This is a genomic window from Streptomyces sp. cmx-4-9, from assembly GCF_046548835.1.
Classification (GTDB): domain Bacteria; phylum Actinomycetota; class Actinomycetes; order Streptomycetales; family Streptomycetaceae; genus Streptomyces.
Window position 1 is genome coordinate 127062 of sequence record NZ_JAEBEE010000012.1, and the last position, 23941, is coordinate 151002.

Sequence of the window (23941 nt, forward strand, 5' to 3'; positions counted from 1 at the left end):
CGAGCCTCGCGACCTGACATGACATCAAGTACGTATCGGACTATCCCGGCGGGGAGTGGCACGTTGAACGACCAGCCTAAGTCAGTAAGGTATCCGTATGACCGCCTCAACTGACCCGACCGGCAGGGAGAAGGTAGCCATCAAGCTGCCAGCCGGGCTTCGACAGAAGATCAAGGTGCGTGCCGCCCAGCTCGGCTTGGACATGCAGGACGCCGTCACCGGAGCCATCCAGACCTGGATGGCGTCCGAAGACGAGCACGCCGTGGCCGACACGACCGGCGCCGCCAACTTCACGACCTATCTCCCGGCCGGGGTGAACAAGCGGTTCAGGAGCATGGCCAAGCACCGCAAGGTCGCACTCAACCAGGCTCTGGCGCAGGCCCTCACCGAGTGGCTGCGTGACCATCCCGCGCACCGCAAGGTTCGCGAGGCTACCGGTCCGGTCAGGTACATCGTCTGCAACCAGAAGGGCGGGGTCGGAAAGACAGCGGTATCCGCGGGCCTCGGAGAGGGCATCGCAGAACGCCTTGCTGAAGCCGTGTCGGAACGCAAGGCCCGGGTGCTCCTGGTGGACTTCGACCCCCAGTGCCACCTCACCCAGCAGCTGGGCCACAAGCCGTTGGGCATTGACGACCCCAGCCTCGCCAAGCGCATGCTGGGTGAGGAGAAGAAGGTCAGCCTCCGGGACCTCATCGTCCCGATCGAGTCGGAGCAGTTCGGCGACCGCCTGCACCTTCTGCCCGGCTCCACCTATGCCTTCCTGCTGGACGCCAAGCTTGCCACCGCGCCCGGTCTGCGCGTTCGGGAATCCGCTCTGGAACGTGAGCTTCTGGCGATCGAGGACGACTACGACTACATCCTCGTGGACTGCCCTCCGAGCCTCGGCTACACGATGGACAACGCCCTCTACTACGGCCGCACCCGCGACGGGGAGGAGGAAGAGTCCTCGGGCGTCGTCATCGTCGTCCAGGCCGAGGACTCCTCTGCCGACGCGTACGAGCTGCTCATGAACCAGATTTCGTCCCTGACCGGCGACATGAACCTCCCGCTGAGCATCCTGGGCATCGTCGTGAACCTGTATGACAGTCGGCGCGGCTACATCGCCACGTCCTCACTCCAGGGCTGGAAGGACCTTGGTGATCCCCCGGTCCTCATCGTGATCCCGGACCTCAAGGAGCAGCGCGAAGCAGTTCGTATGAAGGCACCCCTGCTGGAGTACGCCCCGGACTGCCAGCAGGCAGCCTGCATGCGCGAGCTCACAAGGAGGATGGTCGGATGAGCAAGGCAGACAAGCTCGGTGGCGGTGCCTCGTTCCAGCGGGCCTCCGCGCTGCAAGTTGGCTCGGCACTCAGTGACCGGGGGCGCGCCAAGGCCGTCGCCGAAGGACGCATTCCGTCCTACGCCCTCGTCAGGATCCCCCTGGCAAAGGTGTCCTCCACACCGCTCAACCCACGCCGAAACTTCGGCACCCCGGAAGAGCTGACCCGCTTCGGCGAGGAACTGCGACAGGCCCAGCTCGCCGCCTGCGTCGTCGTTACGCGGCAGGCCTACCTGGCGATCTGGCCAGACCACGCCCCGCAGATCGGCGATGCTGAGTACGTCCTCGTCAATGGCGAGCGGCGGTTCCGAAGCGCGCAGCACGTCGAGCTGCCAGCCCTCGACTTCGTCATCCGCGACGAGTTCGCCGAATCACGTGAGGACTTCCTCAACCGGCTCTTGAAGGAGAACCTCGACCGTGAGGACTTCGATCCGGTCGAGCGGGCTACCGGTGTACAGCAACTGGTCGAGGTGTGCGCAGAGACCGACGCGTACGGTGCGCAGAGCAGGGCGGCCGAACAGCTCAAGAAGTCTCGGGGGTGGGTGACCAACCAGCTCAGCCTTCTCACCTTGCCTTCAGAGGTGCAGGCCTCGGTGAGCGCTGGCGAGACGTCGGGGCGCGACGCCGTGTGGATGGCTCGGCGGCTGAAAGACTCCGAGACCCTTCTCTCCGCAGCCGACCTCTTCCGACTTCTGGAAGCGCATAAGGCAGAGGCAGCCCAGCTGAAGGCTGCGAAGCGGGCGCTCCTGGACGCGGCAGGCCCCCAGTTGTTGACCGCGGTCGACAACTCGGACGGGACCAGCGGGGCGCCGGCAGCCGACACAGGCGGCTCCCCCAGCCAGATCACGGCGCCGGTCGCAGCGCCGAAGTTGTTGACCGCGGTCAACAACCAAGAGGACATCGAGGCCGGAGCCGACAGCCCCTCCCCCGTCGTCGAACAAGGGTCCGGGTTGTTGACCGCGGTCGACAACTCGGACGGGACCAGCGGGGCGCCAGCAGCCGACACAGGCGGCTCCCCCAGCCAGACCGCGGCGCCGGTCGCAGCGCCGAAGTTGTTGACCGCGGTCAACAACACCGACAGCCTGCCCGCGGCCACCGTGCCACGCCCTACGGGCGAAGCCGACCTGGGCCTGCGGCAGCGCCTGGGTGCGACTGCGGCCGAGCAGGCCGACAACATCAGTCGAGTACTGACCCGGGCCGAACTTGAAGCTCTCGTCGAAGAGCTCTGCAATCGCATCTGAGGGCCAACAGCACGAGAAGGCCGGACTGCCCGAGGCGGTCCGGCCTTCTACTTACCCACCCTGGGTTCAGGCGCTGCTGCTGCGGTGGCACGGCCAGTGGGCGGGGTGAAGAACTCCGACAACGACCGGCTCCCCGACGCCCAATGGTCGCCGTCATGCTGGCGGGGAGCAGGCGTCCCTGACCCGACTCGGCGCGGAAGGCATCTACTCGCCAGCGTTGCCTGTCTTGGCCGGACGCCCGCCGCCGCGGCCCGGCGTGGTGGCTGCCTCTTCCACCGGCCATCCGCTTTTGACCCGGTTGGACAGGGTCGGGTACGAGACCACGCACTCGGGCAGGTTGGCGATCTGGGCGAGCGTGTACTCGCCGCCGAACGCGGCGTACTGCACCGCCTTGCGCCCCGTACGCCGGCCGCGTTCGGGTGTGGTCTCGGTCGAGGCCTGGGCGTCCTGCGGATCCGGATCGGACAGGTCCACGAGGGCGCCGCGCTGAATCACATCCGCCAGCGCGGCCTTGGTCCGTACATGCCTGTGAGGGAGCCGGCTCGCCTGGGCGAGTGCTTCATCCGTCAGGGCCCGGGCCCACTCCTCGCGTGCGGCGGTCTGGTCGGTCGCGGTGTCGATCACCATGACCTCCCAGTCGTCCTTCAGTCGAGACAGGCTGATCTGGGGGGCGATCTGCACGGGGGAGCGGTCCATGATCCCGCTGGCGTACGTCACCAGCTTGTTCACCATCAGGTCCGCCGTGCGAGCGCGGGCAGCGAGCAGTGCCCGCTGCTGAGGTTCGGCCAGCTGACCAGCGCTGCCCAGCAGGGCCTGGTGGACCTCGATGAACCCGATTACGCTTCGGTAGCGGTCCTTGTGGACGGTCTGCACCAGGGTAGCGTGCAGGCGGCTGTCAGCCGGGATCAGGCCTCGCTCGGCCGCCGCGATAGCGTGGGCAAGCGCAGCGCATGCCTCGGGCCGGGTGCCCAGGAGCAGGGCCGGCGCCCAGGGCCGGGCGGTGTTCTGCGCGTCAAGGATGTTCAGGGGCACCAGCTTGCTGGTCTTGGGGCTGACAGCCCAGGCCGTCATCGGGTCCACCTGCGCCAGCGCTCCCCCGACCTGCTCAGCCCGGTCCCCGTCGTAGATGGCGACCTCGGGGACCTGTCCGTCCGCGGCGGGGAAGAGCCGCACCCGCCGGATGGGCAGGGTCCAGTAGTCCAGCGGACCGGCGACAGGGCGGACGTCCAGGAAAGGTGACGCCGGCGGCCGCTCCCAGACCGGGGCATCGCCGTCTGCACGGGCGCGGGGTGGGCAGTTCAGCAGGAGCTGGTGCAGAAGGGGAAGCCCGCCGACCGTGATGCTCATGTGGGTGAGCGCCGCGATGGTGCCGACCCGGCCGCCATAGAGCTTGTTTCCCCGGGCGGCCGGATCTCCTGGGGCCGCGCTGCGGACGCCAGCAGTGTCGAAGGCCATCAGCTCCAGGAGCGCGCGGGCCGCCTCTCCGGGGCCGAGCGCCGGATGTTCGCCTGGGCTGCGGTTCAGACGGCTGTCGAAGAAGGCGGCTCCGCCCGCTGCGCGTCCGGCCAGGTTCAGAGTGCCGACCGGGCCGGTGGGATCCGTGAGGTCGGCGCACTGCAGGAAGGGCGCTTCGGGGTGGAAGAGGTCGAAGCGCAGCTCGTACTGCCGGAGGTAGGCGGAGATCTGCTCGGCGGGTGCCGGTGAGGTGAAGGCCGCGTCCCATTCGGCGAGGCTCTGGGGGCCGGCCGCTGCTGTGTAGACGGCGGCCAGGAGTCGGAAGATAGCCGTGTCCGTGGGGGTGGCGACGCCGATCCAGAGCTGGTCAGCTCGGGTCAGGGCCTCGAACAGGCCGACCTTTCGGTGCTGGCCGGCGGCGTCGTAGACGGAGATCCAGGGCTCGTGGAGGAGCGAGAAGGAGGGGCGGGGAGTCATCGGCGGTCCTTAGGTCGCAGCGTGATCGGGATGTGCCGCGGTCCCTGCCCCGTTGAGCTGAGGAAGCGGGGGCCGTGCCATGTCGACCACGCCCTACGCGTCCGCCTCGTCCTCCGCCTCGTCCTCGAAGTCCAGCTCGTACGTGCCGTACTCCTCGTCGGTCGCGACGATGGCCGCGATGGTCTCTTCCCATTCGCCCGCGAAGGACTCGACGTGGTGAGTCAGCGCCAGGCGGTCCTCGTCGTCGAGGTCCGCAGTCGTCAGCCGTTCGTCACCGTCGCTCAGGTTGAGCCCTTCCAGGACCTGCGCCCGGGAGTCGACGACCTGAGCGTCGGCGACGTGTGCGGCGTCGCCGATCTCCAGGGTGCTGCTCTCGGAGTCGTAGTAGAGCACCGGTTCCTGGGAGGGGGAGTCGATGAGCTCCCGCAGGATGGACTCGCTCACCTTGGGCAGGGTGTTCTGGGCCATGACTCAACCTCCGTGGAAGTGCTCCGAGTTGGTGGGGCGTGTTCCACGGTAGCGAGTTTTAAGAAGTCCATCAACCTACTCTCGGAGATTCTTAAAACTCGTTTGGCTGCGGTTGCCTCGCGCGCCGTGAGGCCGGATGGCGGCGCCTCGGGGCCGGCAGATGCGGAAGAAGCTCCCACAGGGGAGTTGAGCCGCTGGCCCACGCGCCCAGGAGAACCCGGTCCACCAGGTGGAGTCGCTGGCTTCGGGCGAACTGCCGTGCCGGAGCTGTGAAGCGGCCGTTGGTGACGAGGACGACGACATCGCCGCCGTGGACGGGGCGTCCGGTCCCGTTGAGGACGTGAAGGTCCGGGGTGCCGACGGCTGCCCCAGCAACTCCGTCGCGGCGGTGTTTGCACTGGATGACCCAGCGTCGACCTGCGGGATCGGTCCCCTTGACGTCGGCGCCGTTGTCACCGGCGCCACCGACGCGGACGGCATCGTGGGCGCCGTCGCGCCTCATCAGGTCCCGTACCGCTACCTCGAACTCGGTGTGGTGCAGGCCGTCCAAGAGGCGGATGTCCCAGCCACCCGGCCGGCGGCGCCGCGCGGCCCACGCGCAGACTCCGCGCCGTACGGCTTTCACGAGAAGAGGGAGCAGCACTCTCGCGGCCAGGGCGGCGGCGGCGATCGCGGCGATGCTGGCGCCGTGGCGCTCAAGCCACTGCCTGGCCTGTGGGAGGAGGGCGGACGTGAGTGCGGCCGCCACCAGCAGGCCGACCGCGTCCAGGCCTTGCCTTCGCCTCCGGCGGTGCACGGGCCGACGTCCTCGTCCTGGTCGTCGTGGAGCAGCGGTGCGAGTCAAGTACCGGCGTCCGGTCATGGCAGCCTTCCTGGAGCGGGGCACGGCGCCCGGCCCCCGGAAAGCCGGCAGGCGAGCGGCCGTCTCCCACCGGAGGGTGGGAGTCTCCACCAGCCTCTTCATGGCGGCTTGCCCAAAGGCTTGCCCACCGCCCGAAGAGACGCAGGAGAAGGCTTGCCCAACAAAGGGCCCTACGGTTTGGCGTGCCGGATCCGGGCTCGCGGCGGCCAGGCCACTCTTTTGCCGCAACTGACGGCCCGCCCGAGACCCCGAAACGCCACGAGAGGCCGCCTGCGGGTCTCCGAGGTAATCACAGGTCGATCCATACCCGGCTTACCGAGTTCGTCGATTGAAGGGCCCATTCTGGGCGTCGCTTTTCAGTGCAGATTGGCGAATTGCCGGACTGGAGGCCAGGGTAAGGCCGACTTGCCTGTGGGCTCCCCAATTGGGGAGCCCACCTCCAATCACTGAACTCCCCAATTGGGGAGCTGTTCGCGCGGCCGCCTGGGCTGGCTGATGGCACCGCTCTCTACGACCAGCGCATGTCGAGCGCCGACAGCTCCTCGACGCGCTGGACCGCCAGCTTCGCGGCCTTGACCCGCTGCTGGCTGATCCAGGCGCCGAGCCGCACCGCTTCACCATCGACCTCTTCGGTGTGGCTGCGCGGTACGTCGAGGCTGCCGACTCGGTCGCGGTACTGGGCAGCAGCCCGCAGGTTGTGCGCCCACATCTCCTCCCGGGTCCGCTTGGCGGGTGCGGGGGCCGGCGTGATGCCGAGCGTAGCCAGCAGTTCCTGCTGCTCCCCCGCCAGCTTCCCGAATCCCTGGCGCTGCGCGGCGGTCCAGCGGCCGAGGTCCTCGCCGTCCTCGACCAAGAGGCCGGGCTCGGCCGGGAGCGCACCGCCGGCGCTCACGTGACGATGGGCGAGCCGGAAGGCCCGCTGCCAGTCGATGGTCCACTCCGGGCACCAGCCGGGGTCGATCTCCGAGAGGGCGGCACGGCGCTCCGGGGACAGCGGGGCCTTCGCCCGTCGGGCCGCCGCGCGCTGGTTCTTCAGCCACCGGCCGACGGGGTAGCCGTCGAGGTCCGCGTCTACGGGGGCGGCCAGGCCGACGCCGGACTCGGCGGCCCAGGCGGCAGCCGCGGCCAGGCCCTCGTCGAAGCGTGCGTCGAAAAGACTCCAGAGCATGCCGAGCTTCTCCAACTGCACGATCCGGCCGCCGTCGAGATTGTCGGCCTTGTGGTGGCGTCGGCAGTCGGCGATCCAGACGCCGAGCGGGAAGTCGGCGGGGGACCAGTCGTCGGGAGTTCGGAAACCGTAGGGGACGCGGAGGTCGTCGTGTTCGGTCCGGTAGCGCTGGGCGGCCTGGAGGCCGCGGCGCCACTGCACTCGCTCGGGGTTGAGGACCCGCAGCTGGACGAAGCTGGCCAGCTGGCTCGCGTCACGCGGCTTCGAGAACCGCAGGAGCTCGCGGGCCGGGGCGCTCACCGTGTCCTGGTCGTCCTCCGGGGCACCGTCACGGTCGGAGGGCATGGGGTCGGGTGTGTCGGTGCGTGCGGGGGCCGGGTTGCCCGGGTTGGTGAGCTGCTCGATGCGGGCGTCGTGTGCGCGCAGCGCGGCGAGGAGTTTGGCCAGGCCCGCGTACGCGGGGGAGGTGAGCATCGACGCCGTGGTCTCACCGTTGGCGAGGAAGGCCGGCACGAGGAGGGTGGCCATCTTGCCCTCGCCGGGGTGCATCCGCAGGGCGCGGCCGACGGCCTGGACCAGGTCCGGCATCGAGCCGCGGACGTCGCAGAAGAACACGCCCTCGCACTCCCGGGTGTCGACGCCCTCGCCGAGGACCTTCACGCTGGCGATGAGGGAGAGCCGCGCGGCCTGTCCGCTGTCGGTCAGGCCGGCCGCGAACTGGGTGAGGACGTTTCGCCGGTGGGCCGGCTTGTGCTCGCCGTGCAGCCACTGCGCCCAGACGCCGGTGTCCTCGGAGGGATCGGGTTCGCCGTCCTGGCGGCGGAGGTCGCGGGCTTTCCCGGGCAGGCCGACGGCGAAGGCCTCGGCCTCGGACACCCGCTGGTGGAAGGAGAGCACCCGGCGCAGGCCCTCCTCCTCGGCGGCCTTGAGGGCCGCTGCCTGGAGGGCGCCGAGGCGCAGGCCGCGGACGGTGTCGGAGTCCTGGCTGGCGGCCATCATCGCGGCGTTGAGCTGGTGGTCCTGCACGTCCACGACCACGACCTGGTACGGCGCGACGATTCCGGCCTCGATCGCGGTGTCCAGCGGCAGGCGGTAGGCGACGCGGCCGAACGGGCCGTCGGGGTCGTCGGTCATGGAGGCGACGAGCTCTTCGCCGTCCTCGTCGTCGCCGTCGCCTGCGGTCCAGATGCGGGGGGTGGCGGTCATGTAGAGGCGCGCGGCGGCCGGGATACGGGCGTTGTCGTGGACGACGGCCCATGGCTTGCCGGCCCGGCCGCTGGTGCGGTGCGCCTCGTCGACCACGATCAGGCCCCAGGGGGCAAGGCCGGCTTCGTGGGCGGTCTCCAGGATCCCGTTGCCGAGGGAGGCGTAGGTCGCGAAGACGGTGACGCGCTCGTGCCCGGCGGTGAGCCGTACCAGGGTGTGGGGGTCGGTGGTGTGCGGGAAGCCGGTCTCGTGGGAGTCAAGGGAGGAGACACCGACGAAGGCGCCGGTGCGGCCGCCGTCCCGCCAGGCGCGGGCCGTCTGGTCGAGGAGGTCGAGAGAGGGGACCAGGACCAGGACGCGCTCGCCGCCGATCTGTTCGGCGGCGCGTACGGCGACGAGGGTCTTGCCGCTGCCCGTGGCCATGATGACCTGGGTGCGCAGGCCGGTGGCCGGTGCCTCGGCGGGGGAGCGGGGGGTGAGTTCCTCGACCGCGCGGGCCAGGGCCTCGCTCTGGTGGGGGCGCAGCGGCGGGGGAGCGGTGCGGGTGTCGGTCATGGGCTCGCCTTGCTCTCGGGTTCCGGGCCCTGGGGCCGCGGGGCGGTCGGGGTGGAGGAGCTGTGGGCGTGGTCGGGGCAGAGGTCGCGGCCGTCGCGCAGCCTGCGCCATCCGCGTGCGCGCAACCAGGCGCGGAGCGCCCGGTGGTGGGGCATCGGGACCGGCGCGAACCATTCGCGGTCGCACTCGGCGTCTCCGTCGTCGGCCCCGGTCTCGCCGGTGTAGTCGCACCTGATGGTCAGGATGTTTCCGGCGGTCACGGCCGCAGGTTCCCGGTGGCCCAGAGCGCGTACTCCTGGCGGACGTAGCCGCGGGGGTCAGCGGCCCAGGCGGGGTGGTCGGTGGCGAGGGGGCCGGCCGTCGTGCCGTTCGCGGCGTCGAAGGCGAGGAGCTTGTCGACGCTCCTCTGGAGTGCGGTCTGCACCTTGCCGTCGGCGGGGTCGGCGCCCCGGGTCTGCCGGTCGGTGAGGGCCGCGTGGCGCAGCAGCCAGTCCCGGTCGCTGATCCGGCCCGCGCGTCGCAGGCGCAGGAGCTCCTCGGTCTCCTCCTGGACGTGAGGGGCGTTGGTGTAGGCGGCGTCGAAGGGAGGCGGGAGGTCGGTCATCGGCTGCTCCGTTTCGGCAGGGCTCGCGGGGGAGTTGCGGGTCAGTCCGGGAGTCCGTGGGTCATGCCGGTCTCGGTGGTCTGTGCGGTGCGAGTGCACCACCATCACGAGTATGCATCCTCCTCAAATGCATTTCAAGAGAATGCATACTTGTGGGTGGGTGGTCCCGGACAACGGCCCCGGGCCGCCCCGCCTCCACACCTGGCTAGAGGGTGTCCACCTACGCAGAGTCCTGCTGCAGCTCCACCGCGCTGCCGACGCGCAGGCCCCAGGCGGCCATGGCGCCGGCCTCGGCCTCCAGGACGTGGCGGGAGCGGAATCTCGGGAGGCCCAGGCGGTTGGGGACCATGGTGGTCATCGCGATGACGCGGTGACGCCGGTCCAGGAAGGCGACGTCGATGGCGAACCGCATGCGGAAGGTGTGCACGCTGCCGGCCGGAGTGAGCAGCAGGGCCCCCGTGATCCCGTCCCGCCCGAGCAACCCCCGCGTCCGGGCCCGGTAGGAGGCGGCCACTTCCAGCTCCACCTCCACCGCGCCGCTCCGCAACTGCCCACTGCCGTCCCGCCACTTCGCCATGCGGCCACCCTAGCTAGGGCTTCCAGGCGCGGATCTCCAGGCCGACGATCGGTGTGCCGGGCTCGATCTTGTCGGTGTCGACGAGCCACTTCTGCACGGCGGCCGCGACGTCCCCGCCGGCCGCGTCGACCAAGGCCTTGAACTCGGCGCCGTCGAACCCCTCCTCACCCGAGCCCGGGCCGCCGCGGTTGTCGGCGTAGGCCCGCTCCTCGGTCCCGTCACGGCGCTGGACGACGTTGCGCCGGACACCGGGGGAGTCCGCCCGGCGGCCCGCGTCGTGCTTGAACGAGCCCTTGCGCGCCCGGACGGTGAACGCGATCTTCCCGCCGTTGGCGGCCGCGTCGTCGACCACGGGCCGCAGCCGGCCTGCGCCGGAGGCGATGTGCTGCTTGCCGGCCTTGGCCAGGGACGAGGACCAGGACCTGACCGGCCTCCCGTCGGCGCCGATGACCGGCTTGCCCTTGGCGTCCTTGACCGTCCGCTCCGCCCGCACCCGCGTCTTCCCGCGCACACGGGCCTTGTAGCCCTCGCGGTTCAGCCGCGGCTGGACATGCCCGGCGGCCAGCGCCTTCAGGCTCGCGAGATCCCGCGGGCCGCCGGCCTGCACCTCCTGGACCACGGCCCGAAGCGCCTCCACCATCGACGCCCCCTTGTTCTTCGTGAAGAACTGCGAGACCAGGCTGGGGTTGCGGCCGAGGATCTCGCCGACCTGCTTCCGGCTGAACCCGGCCCGCTCCAGCTCCGAGGTGAGCCGGGCGGCCTCGTTGCGCTGCGCGCCCCGGCCGCCCGCCGGCTTCCTCCTGCGCGGTGTCACGCCGCGACCTCCTCGTCCTCGTCTTCACACTCGTGGTCGGCGTACACCGGGCTGTCGTCCTCGAACTGGTCGTCGCACTCGTCACCGCAGCCGTGCCACCGCCACTCCGCGCTCCAGGCGACCGCGCCGTCCCGGCCGCAGTCGTGCCCGGAGTGGACGGTGGTCTCGTCCTCCCACATGTCCTCGCCCGAGGCGCCACAGGCCGGGTGCTCCCACTGGCCGCCCCAGACGACGTCGGCGCTGCTCACATGCCCTCCGCTCCCAGCGCCTGGCGGCCCAGGCCTTGCAGGTAGTAGAACTCCTCGTCCGTGCGCGGGGTGGTCTGCTCCCAGGGCATGCGGCCCTTGAGCAGGTAGTCGCCCGGCTCCCCGCCGTACTCCCAGTCGACCGGCGCCGAGGTGTAGATCGCGTCGGTCCGGAACGCCAGGATGCTCCCGGCCGGGAGGTGCAGCGCACCGGCCTTCAACGGCTTCCCGGTCGCCGGGTCCTTCGAGCTGGTGCTCACCGACAGCAGCGCCGCCCGGGCCGCCGACCACACCCCGGCCGCCCACTCCGGGTGAGCGTACTGATCCCTCGCGAACCCCTGGTTGCGCTCCCAGGTGACGTGGGTGTCCGTGATACCGGTCAGCCGCGCACCGTCCGGCAGGTCCGGCACCGCGCCGCCGGCGCCCAGCTCCAGGGAGCCGGTCGTGATCCGGGGACGCTGCGCGAACGTGCCGATGCCGTACAGCAGGATGCTGCGCACCGCGCGGGAGGCCAGGCGGCAGGCCTGCTTCTGCTGCTCGTCGCCGTGCAGTTCGGCGGTGGCACGCAGAGACTGCCAGGCCTCGCGCAGCTTGGTGCTCCAGCTCTTGAGCGGGTCACCGGACTCCCACAGCAGGCCGTCGAGGATCTCGATCCGCCACGGCGCGATCGGGTTGCGCAGCGCCAGGTTGACCTCCGCGCCGCCCGCCCAGGTGACGAAGGCGTGGCCGCCCTCGTACGGGTAGTGCCAGGACCGCTCCCCGGGCGCCGGTGCCGGGAGCAGCCCGACGTGGCTCCAGCCTTTCGGGATCGTCACCCGCACCTGCCAGTGCGACGGCGCGAACAGCGCGTTGGTCTGCTCCTTCTCGCTCATGGCCGCGAAAGACGCGGCGGTGATGCGCCTCGGAACGCCGACCCCGGACGCCCAGGTGTGTTTGGCGTAGGCGAAGGTGCGGTCGACCTCGTACCAGCCGGGCACCCGCTCCGGCACGCGCGGCGGCGTGATCAGCTCGGTGCGGCCCTGACCGGCGGTGGCGTGGAGCAGCCCACGGATCTCCTGCGACATGACCGGGAAGCCGTCCGCCCACTTCGCGCCGGCCTTGGTCGGGATGGTCCGCGACCACAGGTCTCGGCCGGTCTGCGACGGCGAGCCCATGAGGACGACGTCCTCGAAGTGCGGCCGCAGTGCCTTCCACAGCTCGACGAACGCGGCGCGCACGGTCGCCGGGTCGGCGCCCTCGGGGTCGAACCACTCGCCCACGCTGCGGATTTCGGTGTGCTGGTCGCCGCGCTGCCAGCGGCCGACCGGGTTGCGGGGGTGGACCAGGTGGCCGGCCTGCCTGTCCTTGCCGCGCGTGGACTCCACCGTCCAGCCGTCCGGGAGCGGTCCGTTCAACCAGGTGGCGACGGCGTCCTTCAGGAACTCGTGCCGCTCCGCGCCCTGGTGCCACGGGTCGCCGGCAGTGACGTAGATCCGTTCCACCGACGCCGGAGCCACCGCGTAGACGGCGGTGAGGATCTCCGCCACCGAGGCCCGGCCGAGGTCCAGGCGGACGGTGCCGCCCTGCCACACCAGGACGCCGGTCGCGGTGTCGAGGAACGCCATCCCCCGCGCCGCCTGCTTGAAGTTCGGTCGCTTCGACGCGAGGTTGGGCTCGGCGCGGAACCAGGCGTCGCCCTCGGCGCCCGCGGGAATCGAGGGCAGAACGCGCTCAGCCTCTCCAACCGTCGCGGCAGCGGGCGCCTGAGCGGCTGCGGTCTGCTGGGGTTCTGCGAGCACCTCCAGGTCGGAGGTGCCGTCGGCGGGCGCGGCGCCGAGGCGAGCGACGGTTCCGGACGGCTCGACGGTCTGCGGCTCATCCGGCTTCGGCGCCGCCGTCATTTCCTTGATCGGCTCTGCGGGCGTCTGAGCGGCCAGCTGATCACCGGTTACGGTTTCGGTCGCGGGAGGCTCTGCGGGCCCCTCAGGGGCGCTCTGAGGGGCCAGGGAGGGCACCAGGGCCACGATGTCGATCACACCGAGGCCGGCGGCCGTCGCGATCCGGTCCGAGGTGGCCTTCGCATACCCGCCGAGCTCGCGGATCTTCTCGGCCCGTCGTTCGCGGAGCTTGCCGACCTTGGCCTGGAGCTGGGCCAGCTCGCGCTCCAGAGGCTTGAGTTCGTCGCGTACGGCCCGCAAGTCGGCGAGGCCGGTGGAGAATTCCTTGCTGTTCATGTGGTGGTCCCCCTCAGGTGCTGGCCATGTCGACGAAGCGCGAATAGTGGCCGTGGAACGCGGTCGTGATGGTGGCGGTCGGGCCGTTGCGGTGTTTGGCAACGATGAGATCGGCTTCGCCCGCGCGCGGCGATTCCTTCTCGTAGGCGTCCTCGCGGTGCAGGAGAATCACCATGTCCGCGTCCTGCTCGATCGCACCGGACTCCCGCAGGTCGGAGACAACCGGCTTCTTGTCCGTCCGGTGCTCGGATCCGCGGTTGAGCTGGGACAGGGCCACCACGGGGATCTGCAGCTCCTTGGCAAGCATCTTCAGGGCCCTGGAGATGTCGGAGACCTCCTGCTGCCGGCTTTCCGGACGGCGCCCGGCGCCGGACTGCATCAGCTGCAGGTAGTCGATGACCATGAGCTTGAGCCCCTGGCGCTCGCGGAGTTTTCGGGCCTTGGCCGTGATGGTGACCAGATTCAGGTTGGCGGAGTCGTCGATCCACAGCGGAGCATCCATCAGCTCCGCCGTTGTTCGGTCGACCTTGGCGCGCAGCTCGTCCGGAAGGATCGCGTGCGTGATGTGGTGCAGCGGCACCCGGGCCTGGGCCGAGATCACTCGGCGGGTGATCTCGCGCCGGCCCATTTCCAGGGAGAAGAACACGGAGGGCTCTCGGTCCCTCAGGGAGCAGGCCCGCACGAAGTCCTGGGCGAGGGTCGACTTGCCCATTGCAGGACGGCCGGCAACGACGATGAGCTGCCCGGGCTGAAGACCACCGGTCAGCGAGTCGAGGTCGGTGAAACCTGTGCTGATCCCGCTGAGCTTGCCGGCGTTGGCCGCCCGCTCCTCGTAGTCATCGTGGAAGTCCTCCAGCGCCGGCCCGAGCAGGCCCAGGCCGTCGTCCTCGTCCTCGTCGACTGCCGAGAGCAGGGCCCGCTGCTGCGCGGCGACGAGCTCGCTGGCCGTGCCTTCGCCGCGCAGTGCGGTGTTCAGGGTGGTGCGGGTGGCGATGATGACCTGCCGCACCGACCACGTCTCGCGGACGATCTCCGCGTAGAACCTGACGGAGCCGACTCCGAACATGAAACCGGTCAGGGTGAAGAGATAGGCGCTGCCGCCGACCCGGGCGCTCTCGCCCCGCTGCGTGAGCAGGGCAGAGAGCGTGATGGGGTCGGCGGCCTCTCCGCGCAGGTACATCCCGACAGTGGCCTCGAAGATCGTCGCGTGGGCCGGCTTGTAGAAGTGCTCCGGCTTCAGGACTTCGACGGCCTCGGCAATGGCTTCCTTGGACATCAGCATCGCGCCGAGGACCGCCATCTCGGCATTGAGGTCGTGCGGCGGGGCGGCACCATCGAGGCCGCCCCGCTGCTCGGGAAGTTCGAGTTCCTTCACTGGGCTACTCCGGCAAGGGCGATCGGGCTGCACGTCCAGCAGTCCACGTATTCGTACTGGTCGTTGAAGCGCTTGCGGTCGTGCTGGCCGCAGTCACCGCACCACTCGACAGCAGCGGCCCTCAGGTCGGTCGGCGCGGTGGAGCGATCGGCGTGCTTGTGCAGGTCGGTCCATCCGCGAGGGGCCATCTCCTGGACCCGGTCGCACAGCCACCAGGAGGGGAAGCCATCGGCCAGCAGGTCGACGGCAGCGGAGCGGATCGTACCGAGGGCCTTGCTGGTGATGGGCCTGCGGAGCGCCTTCCGGTAGGCGGCGACTACCTGCTCCGCTTCCTGGTCTGCCGTCCGCTGGGCGGGAACCACCCCGTGGTTTTCCGGCGCAGCCGAGGTCTCTCTCTCCGTCACGACAGCACCACCCTCACCGGGTGCCGCATCAAGCGCGCCCCCCTCTTGAGAGAGAGATTCTTTAAGAGAAGAAGGAACCGCCGCACTGGTGCGGCCACCCTGGCCGCGTCCATGCGGCCCCCCTGGCCGCACTGGTGCGGCCACCCCCTCGCCAGGGGTAGCCGCACCAGTGCGGCCACCCCTCTTGGGGCTGCTGGCCTGCTGCTTCGCCTTTCGGGCAGCCCTGGCCTCCCGCTCGGCCTGCCGCTTCTCGGCTCGGGCAGCGGCGCGCTCGTCCCACCGCTCGTGGTCGAGCAGCCGGTACAGGCTGGGGATGTTCACGCGAGGGTTGTTGGGGTCCGGGCGACGCTCGACCTCCAGCAGCCCCTGGTCCTCCAGCCGCTTCGTGGACCGGTCGACGGTGTCGACCGACCTCCCGATGCAGCGGGCGAGCACCTTGCGGGTGGGGATGTCGTCGGCGTCCGGGGCATCGTCGGTCTCACGGGTGCCCTGGTCGGCGAAAGAGGCGATGGCCGCATAGAGCGCCTTGTCGACAGGCTCGACACTGCCATCGCGGGCGAGCAGGGCATCGAACTTGATCCAGTCGATGGCGGCCGCGCTGACGACCCGGGGGATCAGATCGTGGCGCATACCGCTCCTCCCGGGACGAGGGCGGTGGGACGGATCGCTGCGGACCCGGGGTGCACAGGTACGTGCACGGCACACCTCCTAGTGGATGTTGTGCCGTGAACTCTCCACATGCGGGCTTGCCCGAAGGCTTGCCCACTGCTCGGAAGGCCCAGGTGACAGGCTTGCCCATTCCCGCGCGGCGTGGGCAAGACGGCACCGGGCAAGCCAGTGTGCGCCGCCGAGTGCGCGGGCGGGCCGGGAGGTCGGTGGGATGGGAGGGGTACAGCCGCCGCGGCGGCCTTTCTCAGGTGTGACACATACGGTCCCTTGATCAAGGGAGCCGTGGATCAGCCGGTCAACCGTGTGACTCAGGCCACTGGGCAAGCCTGTCTGGGCTTGCCCGGGAGTCGTTGTCTATGCTGTTGGGTAGGTGACCGGCGGGCCTGATGGTCCAGGCACCCAGCGCGGTCACCGCGCTGAACCACGACTCCGGATTGCTTGCCGGCAGGGGAGTCGCTTGACGGCCGTCCTGTGCAACCAGGGCGGCCGTCCTCTTTGTCTACGGTGAACTGCTCAACTTGACCTCTCCTCGGGGTCTAGGCCGATGCGGGTTCCGCACCGGTGTGGGCACTTCCATCGCGCTCGATGTCGTAGCCGATCTCGAAGAGTTCGGCCGACATCCGGGTGTCGTTGATCTCTACCACCTGGCCCGTCGTGGACCGGGTAACGCGGACGATGCGCAGCAGTGGAACGCCGACGTCGGCCGGGAGGCCCAGCGACTCGGCCTCTTCCGGGGACGGCATCCGGGCGGACACCGCCTCTTTCCAGGCGAGCGGCGCGTGCCCCATCTCTTCGAGCCGGTCGTAGATGCCGCCCGGGCCCGTGTCGCTCTCGGCGAGCTGGGTACCGCGGACGAGGTCGGCCGGCAGGTAGCTGGTCGCCAGCTGCATCGCGGCCCGGGTGTCCGGGTCGCCCATGATCCGGTCCCGGATGAGGACCTCCGAGCCGACGCTGAGCCCCATGGTGGCGGCAAGGTCCACGGGGACCACGCCCCACCTCACGGTGGGCGTTTCCAGTGCCACCCAGGACTGGGCGGCGGGATCGAAGTAGTACCCGATCTCGTCCCTGTAGACCTGCCGCGACCTCGTGATTCGGCGCTTCTCCGGACGCTCACGCACGATCGTCCCTCTCCGCCGGACAGCGACGACCAGGCCTTCCTGCTCCAGCAGCTGAATAGCGCTGCGGACGGTCTGATAGCCAGCCCCGTACTGCTCTTGAAGCTCGGTCAGCATGGGCAGCTTGTCTCCCGGCTGATACCGCCCATCGGAGATCTGCTGCCGGAGCGCAGCAGCGATCTCGCGGTACGAAACGGGCATTCAGGCCGCCTTTCTAAGCATCCAACGCCATCACTATATAGCTATCTCTAATGGCGCGTCAGTCTTGACGTGCGGCATGTCGGGGTGGTCTCATCATTACCGATAGCTCTAACCGGGGGTGCCGGAAGGGCTACCTATGGTTTGGCTACCCGTGCATTCAACGACGGCACCGCCATGCCAAAAACGGCCCTCCGGGTGGTCTTGGCAGAGACCCGGAGAGCCGCGCACAGGCCGTCCACGTCTGAGGAGAACGACCCGTGAACACCATCTTCGCAGCCAGCAGCCGCACGACCCACCCGCAGGGTCTGGAACAGGTCGAGATCCTGCGCCAGCTGCAGCTGACGACCGGCGTGAGGCCGGTCGACTGGCTGGCCCCGCTGGACGAGTCGGCCGAACAGCAGGCGGAGCGCCTGGAGTTCCAGGCCGACGTGATCCTGGGCATCGCCGAGCACGACCCGACGACCGCCGCCCGCGTCGCCGAACTGATCCGCCGGCTGACGGGCGAGCCCGAGGCGAAGCAGACCGACCGCGTCTTCGGCCTGGTCCCCGCGGACTCCCGCCCGAACCGCCCCGGCTCCATCCCCTTCCCGGTCACCGTCGCGCTCGTGTCCTCCGTCCGGAAGGGCAAGTCGGTGCCGGCGGCCGTCTTCACCGCGCGGGAGGTGAAGGTCGCATGAGCACCAGCACCCCGCGCGGCCTGCCCTTGAAGGTCCAGGCCCTGGTGACGACGTGGTCCATCACCGCCTTCATCCTCTTCGGCGCCGGCTGGCTCCTGGGCCTGGAGGCGACCTGGTGGCAGCGCGTACTGCTCGCGCTCCCGGTCGCTGGCCTCGCCTACCTCGACAGCCGAGGCCACACGCCCATCGTCGAGATCCGCGCCCGACTGACCCGGCTCCTCGCCGAACTCGGCGCGATTCAGCTCCCCCTGGCCGTGGCCGGCGGCGCCTGGCTCCTCGGCCTCACCCCCGGTGTCGCCGAACGCATCGGCGTCTGCCTGGTCATCGCCCTCGTCGCCGCCCTGTACCGCTACGCCCCGCACGCGGCCACCCCGACCGCCGGAGGTACCCCGTGAGCCTCACCGACTTCCGTACCGCCCGCCGCGAGGACAACGCCGCCGAGGCCGAGCAGAACCGCCTGGCCGAAGAACTGCGTGCCCGTCTCGACCGCGAGGAGCGGCAGCAGGCCTTCGAGCAGGAGCGGGCGCGCGCCGCCGATGAGCAGGAGGCCAAGGACCGCGAGGCCGAGCGCGTCCGCAAGGCCAAGGAGGCCGAGGCCGCCGCCAGGCTCGCGAAGGAGAAGGCCGACCAGGCCGCGAAGGCGGCGGCCGAGAAGGAGAAGCGGCGGGAGAAGGCCCGGCGCCGCAAGGAGGCCCGCGAGCGTTTCGCCGCTCGGCTCAACGCCGCCCCGGCGTGGCTGGCCGAACACCTCGACCTGGCCGCCGCGCTGGCCGTCATGGCCTGCAGCATCGTCCCGGCTCTCATCTCCCAGGCTGCCTCGCTGACCGGCACGGGCATCCTCACCGAGATGGGCTGGGTGGGCTTCCTTCTGGTCGCCCTGCTGCCGGTGATGCTGGAGTGCTCCGCCTGGGCGGCCACGGCCGGCGAGGCCAAGGCCATGCAGCAGGGCCGCTCGCCCTGGCCGTACCGGATCGCGATCTACACCTTCGCGGGCCTGGCGGCCTGGATCAACTGGCTGCACGGCCAGCAGGTCGGCGGCGACAAGTACGGGACCATCCTGGGCGCCGTCCTGGCGGCGTCCTCGATCATCCCTATCGCCGTCTGGCAGCTGGTCCAGCTCGGCCGGCACCAGGAAGCCCGGGCGCGGCTGAAGGCCGAGCGGGCCCGGCGCAAGGACGTGAAGGCCACCCGCAAGCAGCGCGAGGATCTGCTGCCGAAGGTGTGGGCGACGGCGAAGACGCTGCGCGCGATTGCCGGGCACGAACTGCTCTCCGAGGACGAGGCCTGGCACGCTGCGTACGGAGTGCACGAAGGCACCGGCGCCGAACTGCCCGAGGAGCTGCTGCGGCATCTGTCGGCCGACATGCTCGGGCTGCGGGTGGATGCGGAAGGCCGTCTGGCGGAGGTCCTGGAGGAGCTCGCGGACGCGCGCCGCATGCGCCTGACCGCTTCCGCGAAGGTGTCCGCAGTGGCGGCCGAGAGCGTCCCTGAGGAGTCCGTGAAGCCGGTCGCGGAAGAGCCTGCAACCCTCCCCACACGGGTCTTTGCGGGCACCCGTGACGGACTCGTGGAGGGCCCGGCGAACGCTTTCCGGTGGAATGGATCTTCGCAGGTCAACACGTCCGTCCCCTCGTCCGCGTGCACACCCGAAAAGACGTCCGCACGTAAGCGCGAGGCCGCGGCCGCAGGCTCGAAGCGGCGGTCCGTGACGGCTCCTGTGCGAAGGCTCTCGCGGGGCGCCCGGAGGGCTGCCGCGGAAACCGCCAGGAACTACGACGCGACCGAGAACGCCGCGATCGAGGAGTGGATCCGCAGCGAGATCCGCGACGGCCGGATCCCCACCGCCAAGGGGGTCACCGCGGAGACGAAGCAGCGCCGCGAGGAAGCCCACGGAGACAAGGCCATCGAGCCGAGCAAGTCCTGGGTCTACGACCGCCTCGCCAAGGCCAAGTCGACCCGCAGCAACCCGGCTGGCCCCGGGAGCCGGTGATGCCGCGCACCAGCCCCCGCTACGACGACCCGAAGGGCGAGGAGTTCGGCATACCGACCTGGCCCTGGAAGCTCGGCCCCGACCCCGAGGTCATGGCCACCTACCGACAGCTGCGGGCCCGCGGGCTGCGCCCGGGCGGCCAGCCCGTGGCCGGCCAGCTCGGGTGGACCCGCCAGGGCAGCCCGATGTTCGCCGCCCTCTACCTGGTCGAGCTGGCCAAGCCGAAGCGGCCGATGACGGAGGCGCGATGGGCCGCGATCCGCAAGGCGGTGGCGGCCCGCCGGGTCTGCCCCGAGTGCAACAGCGAGAAGGACTACGAGATCCCCAAGCGCTACGGGGTCTGCAACGACTGCCCCGGCGGCGCGAACGCCGCCTGACCCGAACACCTTCCCCCAGAGCGCAGGGCGGGGCCCGCCGGTCTCAACCGACCAAAGCGATGCCCGGCTTCCCCGCCCCGCGCTCACCCCCGACAGGAGGCGTGACCAGCATGACCGAGATCGACACCAACCCGAAAGTCGACGACCCCCAGCTGTGGGCCAAGATCGGCCAGGCCATGGACCGCAAGGTGCTCTGGGAGGCCGCCGAGCTGATCGTCTCCACCCAGTTCGGCTCCCGGTCCATGCTCCAGCGCAAGCTGCGCATCGGATGGGAACTGACGGGCCGGATGATGGACGCGCTGGAGGCCCTCGGCGTCGTCGGCCCCGACCAGGGATCCCAGGCCCGCGAGGTGAAGATCAAGCTCGTCGAGGACCTGGAGCCGGTCTTCGAGACCCTCTACGGCGACGCCGGCACCGACTTCACCGCGCTGCTGCACACGGACCGCGAGGCGCCGGCCGCCATCCCGGCCCAGCCGACGGACTACCCGAACGACGAAGACGAGGACGCGGACGACGAGGACGCGGACGACGAGCCGGCGCCGGAGCACAACCGGCCGGTCGAGGGCACCGTCTACACCCCCGAGGAGTGGAAGCTGCGCGAGGACCCGGAGGGCGACCGCCCCTGGATCAACCCGCAGCTGCGCACCAAGGACGGCCGCAAGGCCCGCTACGCCTACCTGCGCCGGCAGGCCCGCCGCCGGGCGCGAAAGGCCGCCGCCCGCCAGCTCACCGTGCACGGGATCGTCCCGCGGGCCCTGCGCGGGGAGCGGCGGGTGTGCTCGTGGGTCATCGGCATGGAGGGCTACAAGGCCGCGGCCGACGAGCGCCTGGCACTCGCCGCCGTCGAAACGGCCAAGCGCAGCGCCCGCCGCGCGCAGCTCGCGCTCATGAAGCGCGAACAGAAGCAGGCCGCGGCGGCCAAGCTCCAGCTGGAGGCCGGCAAGCAGCTGGCCGTTGCGCAGAGCGCCCGGAAGACCGCGAAGCGGGCCGTCGCGTTCCGCGCCGGAGTCACCTACGGTCCGCTGGTCCTGGCCGACGCGGCCGCATACGGCTTCGCCGACATCTGGGGCTTCCTCGGAGCCCTGGTGCTCAACCTCGCCGGTGTCTCCCTGCTGGGCCGCGACGTCGAGGTCAGCGAGGAGGAGCTGGAGCGCCTGGAGCGGATCGAGGCCGGCGCCCCGCAACAGGTCAGCGTGGGCATGACCCCGCGCATGTTCGAGCAGATGATGCGCCAGGCCCTCACCGAGGACCTCAAGCTCACCCTCTCGGCACTGCGCGTCGACCCCCACGCGTGGGGGTTCGAGATCCACGTCTGGCTGGAACGGATGACCCCGGAGAAGATCTCCAACGGGCTGGACACGCTGGAGGCCTGCCTTCCCGGCGTCCGCACCGGCAGCGTGCTGCTCCAGCAGTCCGCGGAATCCCGGAACTACTGCGTCATCCGCGTACCGGGCCCCAACCCGTGGCAGGCCGTTCCCGAACTGCCCATCCGCGAACCGAAGTCCATTTCCACCGCCGACCTCCACAAGGAGCAGATCGGCGGCGACATGGCGGGCCGTCCCCTGGCCCTGCCGATGTGCCGGACGAACGTCAACGTCGTCGGCAAGAGCCGCTCGGGGAAGTCCACGATCCTGCGCGCCATCCTCGACGTGCTCACCGCGACCGAGGACCAGATCGTCATCGGCATCGACCTGGGCGGCGCCGGCAGCGGCTTCGGCGGACTCCGGCACGCCATGCACGTGGTCGCCACCACCCCGGCCGAGGCGAAGACCGCGCTCCAGTGGGTGCTCGACATCGGCAAGGGCCGGCCCGCCCTCTTCGACCGCCTCGGCATGGGCGAGAACTGGGTCACCTCCCGGGCGCGGCCCGGCATCAAGGTCATCGTGGACGAGTTCCCCGCACTGGTCCGCGAAAGCCGCAAGGGCTACTACGACGACGACCTCAAGCGGCAGGTCTCCTGGGACCTCGACGGCATGCTCGCCGAGATCTCGATCACCTGCGCCAAGAGCGACGCCACCGAGGTCATCGCAGGCCAAGGCGTCACGAAGGAGAAAATCAAGGACAACACCTGGGTCGTGGAGCTGCCCGTCCAGGTACTGGCGGCCTGCGACAAGGACGACGTCATCCAGGTCCTCGGCGACGGCATGCTCGCCCAGGGCTGGCGCGCCGACCGGCTGGTGCCCGCCATGGGCGACCAGATCAACGACGCCTCCGTGGTGTACGTGATGGCCGGCAGCGCGTACTGCGAGCCCATCCCGTACCGCGGCTGCTACGCCGACCCCGAGGAGCTGCTGCGCCGCGGCCGGGCCCGGGCCCAGGCCGGGCTGGTCGACATCGACCCCGAGTCCGCGAAGCTCAGCCGCATCTCGCTCAGGAGCCTGATGGAGACCAGCGCCCGGAACTACGCCGCCGGGGGCCAGGAGCAGGGCGTCCCCCAGCTGATCACCTCCATCCGCGAGGTCTTCCGGGCCGCCGGGGACCCGAGCGGCCTCCAGCTGGAGGAGATCGCGGCCGGCCTCGCCCAGGACGACGCCGACCGCTGGGACCTGGAGGCGTTCGACGGGGAGGACACCGCGGACCAGGAGGCCGCCCGCGCCGTCGCGCTGAAGGCGGCGATCAAGGCGGTGCTCGCCCCCGGCGGCAAGTCCTGGACGACCGACAGCTACCGGCGCCCGGGCGAGAAGAGCACGGTCAAGGGCTACTGCCTGCGCCACCTCAAGAAGATCACCGGCGAGGACGCCAGCGCCTCCTGAGCGCAGGAACACTCCAGGAACACGCAGGTCAGCGAGCCGGAACAGGCCGAGAACAGGGACGGAACACCGCACGAGACCGGTGGCGGTGTTCCCCTCCCAGCACCTGTTCCCACCGTGTTCCGGCCCCCTGACCTGCACGTTCCTCCCCGTTCCCGGCTGTTGCCCGCCCGAAAGATCCCCAGGAGTCCGTAATGATCGACCCGACCCGCACCCACGACCCGGACGCCGGCTACTACCGCATCACCGCCGAGCGCCGCTTCAACTACCTTCGGATCGACCCCGACCACACCATCCGCGTCGTGTGGCAGGCCCTGCCCGTCGCCTGCCCGATGTGCGGCGCCGACACCGGCCTGACCCTCGTCCTGGAGCGCGCCGCGCAGCCCGTGGTCCAGGTGCTCTGCCCGGCCCGGCACGAGTGGTCCGAGCACCTCATCGACCCCGGCCACTTCACCGCCTGGGCCGACATGCGCTGGACCACCCCGAACTGGGACATGTACTGGATCCTGGAGGCCGGGTTCGGCGAGGAGCCGCCCCCGCCCATCGACCTGGTCGAAGAGGTCCCCAAGGCCGCACGGATCGTCACCAAGATCCTCGTCCGGGAAGCGAAGAAGCGCGTCCGCCGCCAAGTCCGCCGCCGCGTGCGCAAGGTGAAGAAGAAGGCCCTCAACGTCGCCTACTCCCCGGTCGCGGCCCTCATCCGCACCGCATGGGCCATGCAGGCCGGCATCCCGCAGGAGACGCCAGCCTCGGCGGAGAAGAAGGGCAAGCAGGCCCCGGGGCCGAAGATCCCCTCCGTCGCCAAGTACCGCGCCGCGTACGGCATGCCCGCCCCCGTCAAGGGGCCGGCGTGCCTGGTCTGCGAGGACAAGGGGCGGATCGTCGCGCCGGGCCTGGACACCACGTGCACCGAGTGTGAGGGCCCGGCCGCGGCGGCCCTGGCCGCCGCCGAGCGCAAGGCCGCCCGGGCCCGCACCGGCGGCCGCACCCCCACGGGCTCGACGGCCCGGCCCCGCCGCGAGGAGGCGGCCACCGGCGCCGGAGCGCCCGCGACGGGCGGCGCCCGCCCCAGTGAGGACGCGTAGGTGGAGAGCCCCGCAAATCCATGAATGCATTCCCTTGAAATGCATTCGCACGAGATGCATACTTGAGTCATCGCAAGGCCCCCGGGCCAGAGAGA

The 23941-nt window shown here is 70.5% G+C and carries 21 protein-coding genes; 8 read left to right on the forward strand and 13 right to left on the reverse strand.

Annotated elements, in window-relative coordinates; genetic code table 11:
• Positions 1-97: 97 nt before the first annotated feature.
• Positions 98-1279 (forward strand): ParA family protein, encoded by a 1182-nt coding sequence (locus ACLJTM_RS32120; RefSeq protein ID WP_411107323.1) that lies wholly within the window; start codon positions 98-100, stop codon positions 1277-1279.
• Complete coding sequence (locus ACLJTM_RS32125) at positions 1276-2559, forward strand: ParB/RepB/Spo0J family partition protein (protein ID WP_411107324.1); 1284 nt, start codon at positions 1276-1278, stop codon at positions 2557-2559. The genes ACLJTM_RS32120 and ACLJTM_RS32125 overlap by 4 nt, the downstream gene beginning before the upstream one ends.
• Before the next feature lie 204 nt (positions 2560-2763).
• Here ACLJTM_RS32125 and casA read toward each other — a convergent pair whose 3' ends face one another.
• The 13 genes from casA to ACLJTM_RS32190 all read right to left on the reverse strand — a co-directional run bounded on the left by casA (position 2764) and on the right by ACLJTM_RS32190 (position 16967).
• Positions 2764-4491, reverse strand: coding sequence for a type I-E CRISPR-associated protein Cse1/CasA (gene casA / locus ACLJTM_RS32130; protein WP_411107325.1), 1728 nt, complete (start codon positions 4489-4491; stop codon positions 2764-2766).
• A 93-nt stretch (positions 4492-4584) separates the two neighbouring features.
• Complete coding sequence (locus ACLJTM_RS32135) at positions 4585-4959, reverse strand: hypothetical protein (RefSeq protein WP_411107326.1); 375 nt, start codon at positions 4957-4959, stop codon at positions 4585-4587.
• Between the two features lie 91 nt (positions 4960-5050).
• Positions 5051-5821: a restriction endonuclease gene (locus tag ACLJTM_RS32140; protein ID WP_411107327.1), complete on the reverse strand. Its 771-nt coding sequence runs from the start codon at positions 5819-5821 to the stop codon at positions 5051-5053.
• A gap of 508 nt (positions 5822-6329) precedes the next feature.
• The gene (locus ACLJTM_RS32145; RefSeq protein ID WP_411107328.1) at positions 6330-8750 is read right to left on the reverse strand and encodes a Helicase associated domain protein; all 2421 of its coding nucleotides are present in this window, start codon (positions 8748-8750) and stop codon (positions 6330-6332) included.
• Positions 8747-9010: a hypothetical protein gene (locus tag ACLJTM_RS32150; protein WP_411107329.1), complete on the reverse strand. Its 264-nt coding sequence runs from the start codon at positions 9008-9010 to the stop codon at positions 8747-8749. Before ACLJTM_RS32150 ends, ACLJTM_RS32145 begins: the two co-directional genes overlap by 4 nt.
• Positions 9007-9354 (reverse strand): hypothetical protein, encoded by a 348-nt coding sequence (locus ACLJTM_RS32155; RefSeq protein ID WP_411107330.1) that lies wholly within the window; start codon positions 9352-9354, stop codon positions 9007-9009. The genes ACLJTM_RS32150 and ACLJTM_RS32155 overlap by 4 nt, the downstream gene beginning before the upstream one ends.
• A gap of 220 nt (positions 9355-9574) precedes the next feature.
• On the reverse strand, positions 9575-9931 hold the full coding sequence (locus ACLJTM_RS32160; protein WP_411107331.1) for a DUF192 domain-containing protein: 357 nt from the start codon (positions 9929-9931) through the stop codon (positions 9575-9577).
• A 13-nt stretch (positions 9932-9944) separates the two neighbouring features.
• Positions 9945-10745 carry a hypothetical protein gene (locus ACLJTM_RS32165; protein WP_411107332.1) on the reverse strand — a complete coding sequence of 267 codons (801 nt, stop codon included), beginning with the start codon at positions 10743-10745 and terminating at the stop codon, positions 9945-9947.
• A complete protein-coding gene (locus ACLJTM_RS32170) occupies positions 10742-10993 on the reverse strand; it encodes a hypothetical protein (protein WP_411107333.1) in 252 nt (83 codons plus the stop codon). Before ACLJTM_RS32170 ends, ACLJTM_RS32165 begins: the two co-directional genes overlap by 4 nt.
• Positions 10990-13203, reverse strand: a complete 2214-nt coding sequence (locus tag ACLJTM_RS32175; RefSeq protein ID WP_411107334.1) for a Mucin-19 — start codon at positions 13201-13203, stop codon at positions 10990-10992. Before ACLJTM_RS32175 ends, ACLJTM_RS32170 begins: the two co-directional genes overlap by 4 nt.
• Before the next feature lie 13 nt (positions 13204-13216).
• A complete protein-coding gene (gene dnaB, locus ACLJTM_RS32180) occupies positions 13217-14578 on the reverse strand; it encodes a replicative DNA helicase (protein ID WP_411107335.1) in 1362 nt (453 codons plus the stop codon).
• Positions 14575-15612, reverse strand: a complete 1038-nt coding sequence (locus ACLJTM_RS32185) for a hypothetical protein (RefSeq protein WP_411107336.1) — start codon at positions 15610-15612, stop codon at positions 14575-14577. The genes dnaB and ACLJTM_RS32185 overlap by 4 nt, the downstream gene beginning before the upstream one ends.
• A gap of 575 nt (positions 15613-16187) precedes the next feature.
• On the reverse strand, positions 16188-16967 hold the full coding sequence (locus ACLJTM_RS32190; RefSeq protein ID WP_411107337.1) for a GntR family transcriptional regulator: 780 nt from the start codon (positions 16965-16967) through the stop codon (positions 16188-16190).
• 257 nt (positions 16968-17224) lie between these two features.
• On the opposite strand from ACLJTM_RS32190, the gene ACLJTM_RS32195 reads away from it, so the two are divergent.
• From ACLJTM_RS32195 to ACLJTM_RS32220, 6 genes are all read left to right on the forward strand, one after another.
• Positions 17225-17644: a hypothetical protein gene (locus ACLJTM_RS32195; protein WP_411107338.1), complete on the forward strand. Its 420-nt coding sequence runs from the start codon at positions 17225-17227 to the stop codon at positions 17642-17644.
• Positions 17641-18039: a hypothetical protein gene (locus ACLJTM_RS32200; RefSeq protein ID WP_398678372.1), complete on the forward strand. Its 399-nt coding sequence runs from the start codon at positions 17641-17643 to the stop codon at positions 18037-18039. The genes ACLJTM_RS32195 and ACLJTM_RS32200 overlap by 4 nt, the downstream gene beginning before the upstream one ends.
• Complete coding sequence (locus tag ACLJTM_RS32205; protein WP_411107339.1) at positions 18036-19634, forward strand: hypothetical protein; 1599 nt, start codon at positions 18036-18038, stop codon at positions 19632-19634. The genes ACLJTM_RS32200 and ACLJTM_RS32205 overlap by 4 nt, the downstream gene beginning before the upstream one ends.
• Complete coding sequence (locus ACLJTM_RS32210) at positions 19634-20011, forward strand: RRQRL motif-containing zinc-binding protein (protein ID WP_411107340.1); 378 nt, start codon at positions 19634-19636, stop codon at positions 20009-20011. Before ACLJTM_RS32205 ends, ACLJTM_RS32210 begins: the two co-directional genes overlap by 1 nt.
• A 110-nt stretch (positions 20012-20121) precedes the next feature.
• The gene (locus ACLJTM_RS32215; protein WP_411107399.1) at positions 20122-22764 is read left to right on the forward strand and encodes a DNA translocase FtsK; all 2643 of its coding nucleotides are present in this window, start codon (positions 20122-20124) and stop codon (positions 22762-22764) included.
• A gap of 191 nt (positions 22765-22955) precedes the next feature.
• A complete protein-coding gene (locus tag ACLJTM_RS32220; RefSeq protein ID WP_411107341.1) occupies positions 22956-23846 on the forward strand; it encodes a hypothetical protein in 891 nt (296 codons plus the stop codon).
• Positions 23847-23941 lie beyond the last annotated feature (95 nt).

Coding starts and splice junctions, on each gene's coding strand:
- ACLJTM_RS32190 (WP_411107337.1), bottom strand. CDS start 16,967: ATGCCCGTTTCGTACCGCGAGATCGCTGCTGCGCTCCGGCAGCAGATC.
- ACLJTM_RS32120 (WP_411107323.1), top strand. CDS start 98: ATGACCGCCTCAACTGACCCGACCGGCAGGGAGAAGGTAGCCATCAAG.
- ACLJTM_RS32175 (WP_411107334.1), bottom strand. CDS start 13,203: ATGAACAGCAAGGAATTCTCCACCGGCCTCGCCGACTTGCGGGCCGTA.
- ACLJTM_RS32220 (WP_411107341.1), top strand. CDS start 22,956: ATGATCGACCCGACCCGCACCCACGACCCGGACGCCGGCTACTACCGC.
- ACLJTM_RS32185 (WP_411107336.1), bottom strand. CDS start 15,612: ATGCGCCACGATCTGATCCCCCGGGTCGTCAGCGCGGCCGCCATCGAC.
- ACLJTM_RS32125 (WP_411107324.1), top strand. CDS start 1,276: ATGAGCAAGGCAGACAAGCTCGGTGGCGGTGCCTCGTTCCAGCGGGCC.
- casA (WP_411107325.1), bottom strand. CDS start 4,491: ATGACTCCCCGCCCCTCCTTCTCGCTCCTCCACGAGCCCTGGATCTCC.
- ACLJTM_RS32135 (WP_411107326.1), bottom strand. CDS start 4,959: ATGGCCCAGAACACCCTGCCCAAGGTGAGCGAGTCCATCCTGCGGGAG.
- ACLJTM_RS32160 (WP_411107331.1), bottom strand. CDS start 9,931: ATGGCGAAGTGGCGGGACGGCAGTGGGCAGTTGCGGAGCGGCGCGGTG.
- ACLJTM_RS32210 (WP_411107340.1), top strand. CDS start 19,634: ATGCCGCGCACCAGCCCCCGCTACGACGACCCGAAGGGCGAGGAGTTC.
- ACLJTM_RS32215 (WP_411107399.1), top strand. CDS start 20,122: ATGACCGAGATCGACACCAACCCGAAAGTCGACGACCCCCAGCTGTGG.
- ACLJTM_RS32145 (WP_411107328.1), bottom strand. CDS start 8,750: ATGACCGACACCCGCACCGCTCCCCCGCCGCTGCGCCCCCACCAGAGC.
- ACLJTM_RS32200 (WP_398678372.1), top strand. CDS start 17,641: ATGAGCACCAGCACCCCGCGCGGCCTGCCCTTGAAGGTCCAGGCCCTG.
- ACLJTM_RS32140 (WP_411107327.1), bottom strand. CDS start 5,821: ATGACCGGACGCCGGTACTTGACTCGCACCGCTGCTCCACGACGACCA.
- ACLJTM_RS32155 (WP_411107330.1), bottom strand. CDS start 9,354: ATGACCGACCTCCCGCCTCCCTTCGACGCCGCCTACACCAACGCCCCT.